Origin of the sequence: Stutzerimonas stutzeri (genome assembly GCF_024448955.1) — a bacterium.
GTDB classification, from domain to species: domain Bacteria; phylum Pseudomonadota; class Gammaproteobacteria; order Pseudomonadales; family Pseudomonadaceae; genus Stutzerimonas; species Stutzerimonas stutzeri_AQ.
In genome coordinates, this window is the sequence record NZ_JAMOIH010000003.1 from 293,298 (window position 1) to 304,946 (window position 11,649).

Here is an 11,649-nt window from a genome sequence, read left to right on the forward strand (position 1 = left end):
TTGGTTGAAAACATCATCCTCGTGGGCCCGATGGGGGCTGGCAAAAGCACCATCGGGCGCCTGCTCGCCAAGGAGCTTCGCCTCCCTTTTCGGGATTCCGACAAGGAGATCGAACAACGCACCGGTGCAAGCATCCCGCTGATCTTCGATGTCGAGGGAGAGCAGGGCTTCCGTGAAAGGGAACACGTCGCTATCAAGGAATTGTGCCAGATGGACGGCGTCGTGCTGGCAACTGGCGGTGGTGCGGTGCTCCGAGTGGACAATCGTCAGGTGTTATGTGCTGGCGGGCGGGTCATTTACCTTTGCACTTCGGTTGAGCAGCAGCTCGACCGCACCTCTCGGGACCGCAACCGTCCGCTGTTGCAAACGCCCAATCCCCGCGAGATTCTCACCAATCTGATGGCTGTGCGGGATCCGCTGTACCGTGAAATCGCGGACATTGTGGTCCAGACGGATGAGCGTCCCCCACGCCTGGTCGTGGTGGAAATCATTGGGCAGCTTCAAGCTCTAGCACCTCGTGAAAGCCTGGGTCGATCTGCGTTATCCTAGCGCCCTTTAATCGTGGGGCCCCTATGCAGACTCTACATGTCGACCTCGGCGAGCGAAGCTATCCGATATTCATTGGCGAGCAGCTCATCGATCGTGGTGATCTGTTGTCCCGTCACATCCGCGGCAAGCAGGTTGCGATCGTTACCAACGATACCGTTGCGCCACTCTATCTTGAGCGGCTTTCGCGCAGTCTCGCTGATTATTCGGTCACTTCTGTGGTTCTTCCAGACGGAGAAGCGCACAAGAACTGGCAAACCCTGCAGTCGATTTTCGATGGATTGCTGACGGCCAGGCATGACCGCAACACGACAGTCATCGCGTTGGGTGGCGGGGTCATAGGCGACATGGCTGGTTTTGCAGCCGCCTGCTACCAGCGTGGCGTTGATTTCATTCAAGTCCCGACGACACTGCTGTCTCAGGTCGATTCGTCCGTGGGCGGCAAGACGGGCATCAATCACCCGCTCGGCAAGAACATGGTCGGTGCCTTCTACCAGCCGCAGGCTGTGCTGATCGACACCGCGACCTTATCGACCCTTCCGCCGCGCGAGTTGTCAGCCGGCCTGGCTGAAGTGATCAAGTATGGCCTGATCTGCGACGAGCCGTTCCTGGGGTGGCTCGAAGATAATATCGACTCGCTTCGCAGACTTGATCAAGCGGCGCTTACCGAAGCTATACGGCGCTCATGCGCGGCGAAGGCCAGGGTGGTGGGTGCGGATGAGCGGGAGTCAGGCATTCGCGCCACGCTCAATCTCGGCCATACCTTCGGGCATGCCATCGAGACTCAACAGGGCTACGGCGTGTGGTTGCATGGTGAAGCCGTATCGGCGGGTACGGTCATGGCCCTCGAAATGTCGCGGCAACTCGGGTGGATTTCCGCCAATGAGCGTGACCGAGCCGTACGTTTACTGGCGCGCGCCGGCCTGCCTGTAGTACCGCCAACCAATATGAGCGCCGCGGATTTTCTTCAGCACATGGCGGTCGACAAGAAGGTTCTGAACGGGAAGTTGAGGTTGGTGCTGCTCAAGCGGTTGGGCGAAGCCGTAGTAACGGGTGACTTTCCTCGCCAGATGCTGGAAGCCACATTGAACGTCAATTACGACGCGCTTGCCCAAGAGCCGAACATTTAAGAGATGTCCATGACCAGTTTGTCTGCTGACGATTCCTACCTGAACCATTATGGCTTCAGTCACGATCCTTTCGCCGCTCGTGTGCCAGGCTTCAAGTTCTTTCCTGCTCAGCGCAAGCCCGTGTTGGGGCAGCTGCATCATCTTGCCCGCTACAGCCAGTTGCTATTGGTGGTGACGGGTCCGGAAGGGAGCGGCAAGACACTGGTGCGCCAGGCGCTCGTTGCGAGCAGCAACAAGCAGGCGGTTCAGAGCGTGGTCATTTCGCCTCAGGATACCCTCGATTCCAATCTCGTCCTGCAACAGATCGCGCAGGCGCTTGGCAGCCAGCGGGCCGACTTCGACTCGATCATGGCGCAGATCATTCAATTAGCGCTCACCGGGCAGGAGGTCTATCTGCTGGTCGACGACGCTGAGCGGCTGACGGGCGCTGCGGTCGAGACGCTGTTGCGATTGGCCCAGGGTAGCCCCGAAGGCAGGCCGCATGTCTTTCTGTTTGGTGAACAAGCCTTGGTGGCGCGCCTGGAGGCGCTGGTCGAGGGTGAGGAGCGCTTTCATGTGATCGCACTTCAGCCGTACGAAGAAGACGAGACCCGTGAATATCTGACGTTGCGCCTGGAAGGCGCCGGGGGCGGGCTGGAGTGTTTCAGCGAAGACCAGATTTCGCGAATCCATGAGCATTCCGGTGGCTGGCCTGGTGCGATAAATCAGATAGCACGCGACGAGCTCGTCGATGCCATGCAGCAGTCCAAAGCGAATCGGAAGTCGACTGGCTGGAGTTTGCCGCTGCCCATGAAGCACCTGCTGGCTTTGGCGGCGGTCGTTCTTGTCGTCGTCATTGCGTTATTCATGCGTGACTCCGGTGATCAATCAGTGGCTCCGGCCACGACCAGCTTGCCGCTCGATGCAGGGGGCGCTGCGGATATACGTTCGCCGGAATCATCGACCGAGGAGCCGGGCGGTGACGAAAGCCCTGCAGCCGAGGTCGTTCAGTCCGAGCCTGATCAGCCAATCGTCCGCGAACCTCTTGCAGCTGCCGGCGGCCTAGAGTCGGACAGTTCACCGGTCCTGATTGAAGAAGAGCCCGCAATCGTCAGCGAGCCGTTACGCAATACCGCACCAGCTCCTACGGCTGCGGGTAGCGCCACGATCCAGCGCCCTGCGGTCGAACCTGCGCCGCCTGTCGAGACGCCTCGGGAGCCGGTGCAGCCGTCGGTTGCGAAGCCTGATGCGCCTGCCTCTACGGCGAGCTGGTACGCCAATCAGCCCAAAACCAACTACCTGATACAGGTGCTGGGGACGCGTACCCAAAGCAACGCCGAGGCGTTGGTGAAACAACACGGTGAAAGCTACCGGTATTTCGTCAAGCAGCATGAGGGCAAGCCGCTATACGTGGTTACTTATAGCTCCTTTTCCAGCCGCAATGCAGCGCTTGAAGCCATCAAGACTCTGCCGGCCTCGTTGAGGTCGGGTAAGCCATGGGCGCGGAGTTTCGCTAGCGTGCAGCAAGAGATCCAAGCTCGCTAAAAATACGCCCCAAAAAGGTGCGCAATGCACCTTTTTGGGGCTTGCAAAAAAAAATTGTGTCGTTCTAGCCGGCTTTGTAAACTGCTCCCCCTTTTGCCCACGTGTATGACGGGGTGGTTTCGTGCGCCGTCAATAAGGGGTTGATTTACAACGTATTTAGCTGGTGGAGTGCCTATGAGAGCAGGTCTTTTTCGTCCTGAAGAGTTCAAGGATAACTGCGGCTTCGGTTTGATCGCCCACATGCAGGGCGAGGCAAGCCATCACCTGCTTCAGACCGCCATTCAATCCCTCACTTGCATGACTCACCGCGGTGGCATCAACGCCGACGGTAAAACCGGCGATGGCTGCGGCCTGCTGATGCAGAAGCCCGATGGGTTCCTGCGAGCCATGGCCAAACAGCATTTTGATGTAGACCTACCGGCACTCTATGCCGTCGGCATGATCTTTCTCAGCCAGGACGCGGCCAAGGCCGATGCGGCCCGCGCCTGCTTCAACGAACAGATCGCCGCGAAAGGGCTGACCCTGGTCGGCTGGCGTGAAGTTCCGGTCGATACCAGCGTGCTGGGCCGCCTGGCGCTGGAACGTCTGCCGCGCATAGAACAGGTGTTCGTCTCGGCTGAAGGCCTGTCCGAGCGCGACTTCGGTATCAAGCTGTTCTTCGCGCGCCGGCGTGCCGAAGTTGTGCTGGCCGCCGACAGGGAATTCTATGTTTGCAGCTTTTCCGACAAGGACATCATCTACAAAGGCCTGATGATGCCGGCCGATCTGGCGCAGTTCTATCCCGATCTCGGCGACGAGCGTCTGGCGACCGCCATTTGCGTGTTCCATCAGCGTTTCTCCACCAACACGATGCCGCAGTGGCCGCTCGCTCAGCCGTTCCGCTTCCTGGCCCACAACGGTGAAATCAACACCATCACCGGTAACCGCAACTGGGCTCAGGCGCGTCGCCTGAAATTCGCCAACGAATTGCTGCCGGATCTGGAGAACCTCGATCCGCTGGTCGTCAACCGCACCGGTTCCGACTCGTCGAGCATGGACAACATGTTGGAGCTGCTGGTGACCGGCGGCATGGATCTGTTCCGTAGCCTGCGCATGATCATTCCGCCGGCCTGGCAGAACGTCGAAACCATGGATCCGGACCTGCGCGCTTTCTACGAATACAACTCGATGCACATGGAGGCCTGGGATGGTCCGGCCGGTGTAGTACTCACTGATGGCCGCCATGCAATCTGCCTGCTCGACCGCAACGGTCTACGCCCGGCGCGCTGGGTCACCACCACCAACGGCTACATCACCCTGGCCTCGGAAGTCGGCGTGTGGGACTACAAGCCCGAGGATGTCATCGCCAAGGGCCGTGTTGGTCCGGGCCAGATTCTGGCCGTCGATACCCAAACCGGTCAGGTATTGCACACGGACGACATCGACAATCGTCTGAAATCCCAACATCCCTACAAGAAGTGGTTGCGTCAGAACGCGCTGCGCATCCAGTCGACCCTGGACGATAACGATCATGGTTCGGCGTTCTACGATGCCGATCAGCTCAAGCAGTACATGAAGATGTTCCAGGTCACCTTCGAGGAGCGTGACCAAGTGCTGCGCCCATTGGCCGAGCAAGGCCAGGAAGCGGTCGGCTCCATGGGCGATGACACGCCGATGGCGGTGCTGTCGCGGCGGGTGCGTTCGCCGTTCGACTACTTCCGCCAGCAGTTCGCGCAAGTTACCAACCCGCCGATCGATCCGCTGCGCGAAGCCATCGTGATGTCGCTGGAAACCTGTCTGGGTGCAGAGCGCAACGTCTTCGAGGAAACTGCCGATCACGCCAACCGGGCGATCCTGACCACGCCGATTATCTCGCCGGCCAAGTGGCGGACCATCATGGAGCTCGACCGGCCGGGGTTCGAACGCCAGCTGATCGATCTTAATTACGAGGAATCATTCGGTCTCGAAGCAGCAGTGCGCAACATCGCCGATCAGGCCGAAGAGGCGGTGCGCGGCGGCAAGGTGCTGCTGGTCCTGAGCGATCGCCACATTGCGCCGGGCAAGTTGCCAGTGCATGCATCGCTGGCGGTGGGGGCAGTGCACCATCGACTGATCGAGACCGGGCTGCGCTGCGATTGCAACATTCTGGTCGAGACCGCGAGTGCTCGCGATCCGCATCAATTCGCTGTGCTGATCGGCTTCGGCGCGACGGCGGTTTACCCGTTCCTCGCTTACGAGGTGCTGGGCGATCTGATCCGCACCGGCGAAGTGCTGGGTGACCTGTACGAAGTGTTCAAGCACTACCGCAAGGGCATCACCAAGGGCCTGCTGAAAATCATCTCGAAGATGGGCATCTCGACCATCACCTCGTACCGCGGTGCCCAGCTGTTCGAAGCCGTGGGTCTGGCAGACGAAGTGGTCGACCTCAGCTTCCGTGGCGTTGCCAGCCGTATCAAGGGCGCGCGCTTCGTCGATCTTGAAGCCGAACAGAAGGCGCTCGCGGCGGAGGCCTGGAGCAATCGCAAGCCGATCCAGCAGGGCGGTCTGTTGAAGTTCGTTTATGGCGGTGAGTATCACGCCTACAACCCCGACGTGGTCGCGGCGCTGCAGGTTGCAGTGCAGCAGGGCGATTACAGCCGTTTCAAGGAATACACCGCGCTGGTCGATCAGCGTCCCGTAGCCATGCTGCGTGACCTGCTCGAACTCAAGGTCGCGGAGCAGCCGCTGGCGCTCGAAGAAGTCGAACCGCTGGAGCAGATCCTCAAGCGCTTCGACTCGGCCGGTATCTCGCTCGGCGCGCTGTCGCCCGAGGCGCATGAGGCGATCGCCGCGGCGATGAACCGCATCGGTGCGCGCTCCAACTCCGGCGAAGGTGGTGAAGATCCGGCGCGCTACGGCACCGAACGCAGCTCGAAGATCAAGCAAGTAGCGACAGGTCGCTTCGGTGTCACTCCGGAGTATCTGGTCAACGCCGAGGTGTTGCAGATCAAGGTCGCGCAAGGCGCCAAGCCTGGCGAGGGCGGCCAGCTGCCAGGCGGCAAAGTCAACGGTCTAATCGCCAAGCTGCGTTACGCGGTGCCGGGAGTCACGCTGATTTCGCCGCCGCCGCACCATGACATCTATTCGATTGAAGACCTGGCTCAGTTGATCTTCGACCTCAAGCAGGTCAACCCCAAGGCGCTGGTGTCGGTCAAGCTCGTGGCCGAGCCCGGCGTCGGCACCATCGCGGCCGGCGTGGCCAAGGCTTACGCTGATCTGATCACCATCTCCGGTTATGACGGCGGTACTGGCGCCTCGCCGCTGACCTCGATTCGCTACGCCGGCTCGCCTTGGGAGCTGGGCCTGGCCGAGACGCACCAGACGCTGCGCGGCAACGACCTGCGCGGCAAGGTCCGGGTGCAGACCGACGGCGGTCTGAAGACCGGTCTCGATGTAGTCAAGGCGGCTATTCTCGGTGCCGAGAGCTTCGGCTTCGGCACCGCGCCGATGATCGCGCTGGGCTGCAAGTACCTGCGCATCTGCCATCTGAACAACTGCGCCACCGGTGTGGCCACGCAGAACGATCAGCTGCGCAAGGACCATTTCATCGGCACCGTCGATATGGTGGTCAACTTCTTCACCTTCGTCGCCGAAGAAACCCGCGAGTGGCTGGCGAGGCTGGGCGTGCGCAGCCTGCAGGAGTTGATTGGTCGTACCGATCTGCTCGAAGTGCTGCCAGGCGACACCGCCAAGCAGAACCATCTGGACCTGACGCCGCTGCTCGGCAGCGATCACATCCCCGCCGACAAACCCCAGTTTTGCGAAGTGGAGAAGAATCCACCGTTCGATCAGGGGCTGCTGGCCGAAGAAATGGTCAAGCTCGCTCGCGCAGCCATCGATGACAAGAGTGGCGGCGAATTCGAATTGGAAATTTGCAACTGCGACCGTTCCATCGGTGCGCGCGTGTCCGGTGAAATCGCTCGGCTACATGGCAACCAGGGCATGAAAAATGCGCCGATCACCTTCCGCTTCAAGGGCACGGCGGGCCAGAGCTTCGGCGTCTGGAACGCTGGCGGCCTGAACATGTATCTGGAAGGCGACGCCAACGACTACGTCGGTAAAGGCATGACCGGCGGCAAGCTGGTCATTACTCCGCCGAAGAGCAGCGTGTTCGAGTCGCAGCAGTCGGCCATCGTCGGCAATACCTGCCTGTATGGCGCAACTGGCGGCAAGCTGTTTGCGAGCGGTACTGCAGGTGAGCGTTTCGCCGTGCGTAACTCCGGTGCGCATGCGGTCGTGGAAGGCACGGGCGATCATTGCTGCGAATACATGACGGGCGGCTTCGTCTGTGTCCTTGGCAAGACCGGCTACAACTTCGGCTCTGGCATGACGGGCGGTTTCGCCTATGTGCTCGACATGGATAACAGTTTCATCGACCGGGTGAACAACGAGCTGGTCAACCTGCAACGCATCACCGGTGAGGCGATGGAGGCCTATCGCAGCCACCTGCAGGGCGTGCTGCGTGAATACGTGGCCGAAACCGGGAGCGAATGGGGCGCCGAGCTGCTGGAAGATCTGGACGACTACCTGCGCCGCTTCTGGCTGGTCAAGCCGAAGGCGGCCAACCTGGCGTCGTTGCTGTCGACCACCCGAGCGAATCCACAATAAAAGCAGCTCCAAGCCGCAGGCCTCAAGCCACCAGTGGTGCGAGGCGCGGCTCCGTGATCGTCTTTGCGGCTTGTAGCTTGAAGCTCGCCGCTGCTGTTAAGAGGTTTTGAAATGACTGAACGTCTGAATAACGACTTCCAGTTCATCGAGGTCGGGCGTAAGGATCCGAAGAAAAAGCTGCTGCGTCAGCGCAAGAAGGAGTTCGTCGAGATCTACGAACCCTTCAAGCCGCAGCAGGCGTGCGAACAGGCTCATCGCTGTCTGGGTTGCGGCAATCCCTATTGCGAGTGGAAGTGCCCGGTCCACAACTACATTCCCAACTGGCTCAAGCTGGTCTCCGAGGGCAACATCCTTGCCGCCGCCGAGCTGGCGCATCAGACCAACACGCTGCCGGAAGTCTGCGGCCGCGTTTGTCCTCAGGATCGTCTGTGCGAAGGCGCCTGTACGTTGAATGACGGTTTTGGTGCGGTCACCATCGGCTCGGTTGAGAAGTACATCGCCGACACCGCGTTCGCCATGGGCTGGCGTCCCGACATGTCCAAGGTCAAGCCGACTGGCAAGAAGGTCGCGATCATCGGTGCCGGTCCGGCGGGCCTGGGTTGTGCCGATGTGTTGGTGCGCAGCGGCGTGATCCCGGTGGTCTTCGACAAGAATCCGGAGATCGGCGGTCTGCTGACTTTCGGCATCCCCGAATTCAAGCTGGAGAAGAGCGTCCTCAGTCGTCGCCGCGAGATATTCGGCGGTATGGGTATCGAGTTCCGGCTGAACACCGAAGTGGGCAAGGACATCAGCATCGAACAGCTGCTAGCTGATTACGATGCGGTGTTCATGGGCATGGGCACCTACACCTACATGAAGGGCGGCTTCCCTGGCGAAGACCTGCCAGGCGTGCACGATGCGCTGGATTTCCTGATCGCCAACGTCAACCGCAACCTCGGTTTCGAGAAGTCCCCAGAAGACTTCGTCGATATGAAAGGCAAGAAGGTCGTGGTGCTCGGCGGTGGTGACACCGCGATGGACTGCAACCGCACCTCCATCCGCCAGGGCGCCAAGAGCGTGACCTGCGCCTATCGGCGTGACGCGGCGAACATGCCGGGCTCGCGCAAGGAAGTGAAGAATGCCAAGGAAGAGGGCGTGAAATTCCTCTTCAACCGCCAGCCCATCGCCATCGTTGGCGAAGGCAAGGTCGAAGGGGTAAAGGTGGTCGAAACCCGTCTCGGCGCGCCGGATGCTCGCGGGCGCCGCAGCCCCGAGCCGATTCCGGGGTCAGAGGAAGTGCTGCCAGCCGATGCGGTGGTGATCGCATTCGGTTTCCGCCCGAGCCCGGCCGACTGGTTCGAAGGTCAGGGCATCCAGACCGACAATCAAGGGCGTGTCGTGGCGCCGGAGATCGGCCAGTTCAAGCACCAGACCAGCAACCCGAAGATCTTTGCGGGTGGCGACATGGTGCGAGGCTCCGATCTGGTGGTGACGGCGATCTTCGAAGGCCGTCAGGCGGCTGAAGGGATTCTCGACTATCTGGAAGTTTGAAACGCAGCTGGAAGCCTGAAGCGGGAAGCAAGACCGCTTTGGGCTTCGGTCCACGCTTCCTGCTAGCGCTCCAAGCACGCCTGATTTGAATCAAGCCCATAGACAAAAGGCACGGCGCTCGCCGTGCCTTTTGTTTTGTGCTTTGCGACAATGCCGCCACTCTTTTGCTGGAACCCAGACATGACTGCCTTGAAGAACGATCGCTTCCTCCGCGCCCTGCTCAAGCAACCTGTCGACGTCACCCCGGTGTGGATGATGCGTCAGGCCGGACGCTACCTTCCGGAATACCGGGCCAGTCGCAGCAAGGCGGGGGACTTCATGAGCCTGTGCATGAATCCCGAGCTGGCCTGCGAAGTCACTCTGCAGCCGCTGGATCGCTATCCGCTGGATGCCGCCATTCTGTTTTCAGACATTCTTACCGTGCCGGACGCCATGGGTCTGGGCCTGTACTTCGAAACCGGAGAGGGGCCACGTTTCAAGAAGGTCGTCAGCAGCCTGGCCGACATCGAGGCGCTGCCGATTCCGGACCCGGAAAAGGATTTGGGCTATGTCATGGATGCGGTGCGCACCATTCGCCGCGAGCTCAACGGTCGCGTTCCGCTGATCGGTTTTTCCGGCAGCCCCTGGACGCTGGCGACCTATATGGTCGAAGGCGGCTCCTCCAAGGACTTCCGCAAGTCCAAGGCCATGCTTTACGAGAATCCGCAGGCCATGCATGCGCTACTCGACAAGCTGGCGCAGTCGGTGACCAGCTACCTCAACGGGCAGATCCTGGCCGGCGCGCAAGCGGTGCAGATCTTCGACTCCTGGGGCGGCAGCCTTTCCGCCGCCGCTTATCAAGAGTTTTCCCTGGCCTATATGCAGAAAATCGTCGATGGCTTGATTCGCGAGCACGACGGTCGCCGCGTCCCGGTGATCCTCTTCACCAAGGGCGGCGGGCTGTGGCTGGAATCCATGGCTGACTCCGGCGTCGAGGCGCTGGGTCTGGACTGGACCTGCGACATCGGCAACGCGCGTGCTCGCGTGGGTGACAAGGTTGCCCTGCAGGGCAACATGGACCCCAGCGTGCTGTACGCCAAGCCTGACGCGATCCGCGCCGAAGTGGGGCGTATCCTGGCCAGCTTCGGCCATGGCGAAGGCCATGTGTTCAATCTGGGCCACGGCATCACGCCGGAAGTCGATCCGGCCCATGCCGGTGGCTTCATCGAGTCGGTGCACGAACTCTCGGCGCAATATCACGGCTAAGAGCAGCTATAAGCTGCAAGCCATGAGCTTCAATTTAAAGCAGAAAAGCTTGGCGGCATTGCGGTGCCAGCCAAGCTGAACCACTTGCAGCTTTAACGCTCTTTCAAGGCTGCTGATAGTGTCCTGGCGTGGTGCCCGGCTCATGCTCATGAACCAGCCGGGTTACGCGGATATCGGTGATCCCCACGACCTCGGCCTGCCGTAGCAACTCGGTTTCTTCAGCATCCGCATCGGGCATGACCAGGCTGTTTTCGGCATCGGCGTTATGGTGCTCGATCAGACGCCGGGCCGCCTCGCCCTGGGAGAGGCTCTCTTCTTCCGATTCGATGATTTGGGCGCGTGGGTCGTTCTGGAAGATGTAATTGACTTCGAACTTATGCGACGAGTTACCGAACATGAGGCGGCTCCTGAAAATGATGGACAGGTTCTGCTTCTGTTGACTTACCGGTCAGCTATTCGTTCGCACGGAAGGATGGTTGCGGCGACAGCCGGAAAACTGCCGCGCCGCCTGGCAAAGCTGTAGCGCCCATCACCGTTGGCGCGGGCGCGGTCACTATTTGACCTGGGCCAGATTACCCTTGAGGGCGACGCCAGCGATAACCGCCCCGGCGTGGCATTCGTATTTTTCGCTGTCCTTGTACTCGACGTGCTTGTAGTTGCTGGCGAGGTCCACCACTGCGTTGGCGCCAGCGGCCTTGGCGGCGTTCTGCAGGTTGATCAGCGCGGACTGCAACACCCAACGGCAGGCTTCTTCGTCGCTCTTGTTGAAGGCGTTGGTCTTCTTGCTGGTGGTGACGCCGCTGCGGACAATTTTCGCGCCGGCCGGACGCTTGGCGAGATAGAACTTCACGCTGCCGTCCAGTCGGCCCGCGGCAGTGGCTTCGGCGACCACTTCATCGAAGGGCAGGTAATGGGTGGTATCGCGGGCCTGGCTGATGCTGGGCAGAGCGCAGAGCACGAGCGCCGCGCCGATCCAGGTGGTTTTTTTCATGTGCATCTCCTTGCATTGTTTTTTGGGTGACCTTTAAACACTCAGACAGGCCATTGA

8 protein-coding genes are annotated in these 11,649 nt (G+C 60.5%); 6 read left to right on the forward strand and 2 right to left on the reverse strand.

Annotated elements, in window-relative coordinates; translation table 11 throughout:
• The 6 genes from aroK to hemE all read left to right on the forward strand — a co-directional run bounded on the left by aroK (position 1) and on the right by hemE (position 10,601).
• Positions 1-549: a shikimate kinase AroK gene (gene aroK / locus NA645_RS04890; RefSeq protein WP_272891966.1), complete on the forward strand. Its 549-nt coding sequence runs from the start codon at positions 1-3 to the stop codon at positions 547-549.
• Positions 550-572: 23 nt separating this feature from the next.
• Positions 573-1,676, forward strand: a complete 1,104-nt coding sequence (gene aroB, locus NA645_RS04895; RefSeq protein WP_256047794.1) for a 3-dehydroquinate synthase — start codon at positions 573-575, stop codon at positions 1,674-1,676.
• Positions 1,677-1,685: 9 nt separating this feature from the next.
• Positions 1,686-3,200, forward strand: coding sequence for an SPOR domain-containing protein (locus tag NA645_RS04900; RefSeq protein ID WP_256047795.1), 1,515 nt, complete (start codon positions 1,686-1,688; stop codon positions 3,198-3,200).
• Between the two features lie 174 nt (positions 3,201-3,374).
• Positions 3,375-7,826, forward strand: a complete 4,452-nt coding sequence (gene gltB, locus NA645_RS04905) for a glutamate synthase large subunit (RefSeq protein WP_256047796.1) — start codon at positions 3,375-3,377, stop codon at positions 7,824-7,826.
• 111 nt (positions 7,827-7,937) lie between these two features.
• Positions 7,938-9,356, forward strand: a complete 1,419-nt coding sequence (locus NA645_RS04910; RefSeq protein ID WP_256047797.1) for an FAD-dependent oxidoreductase — start codon at positions 7,938-7,940, stop codon at positions 9,354-9,356.
• 180 nt (positions 9,357-9,536) lie between these two features.
• Positions 9,537-10,601: a uroporphyrinogen decarboxylase gene (gene hemE / locus NA645_RS04915; RefSeq protein WP_256047798.1), complete on the forward strand. Its 1,065-nt coding sequence runs from the start codon at positions 9,537-9,539 to the stop codon at positions 10,599-10,601.
• 103 nt (positions 10,602-10,704) lie between these two features.
• Here hemE and NA645_RS04920 read toward each other — a convergent pair whose 3' ends face one another.
• Together NA645_RS04920 and NA645_RS04925 are read right to left on the reverse strand one after the other, a co-directional pair.
• Complete coding sequence (locus tag NA645_RS04920; protein ID WP_256047799.1) at positions 10,705-10,998, reverse strand: hypothetical protein; 294 nt, start codon at positions 10,996-10,998, stop codon at positions 10,705-10,707.
• A gap of 156 nt (positions 10,999-11,154) precedes the next feature.
• Positions 11,155-11,592, reverse strand: a complete 438-nt coding sequence (locus NA645_RS04925) for an excinuclease (RefSeq protein WP_256047800.1) — start codon at positions 11,590-11,592, stop codon at positions 11,155-11,157.
• Positions 11,593-11,649 lie beyond the last annotated feature (57 nt).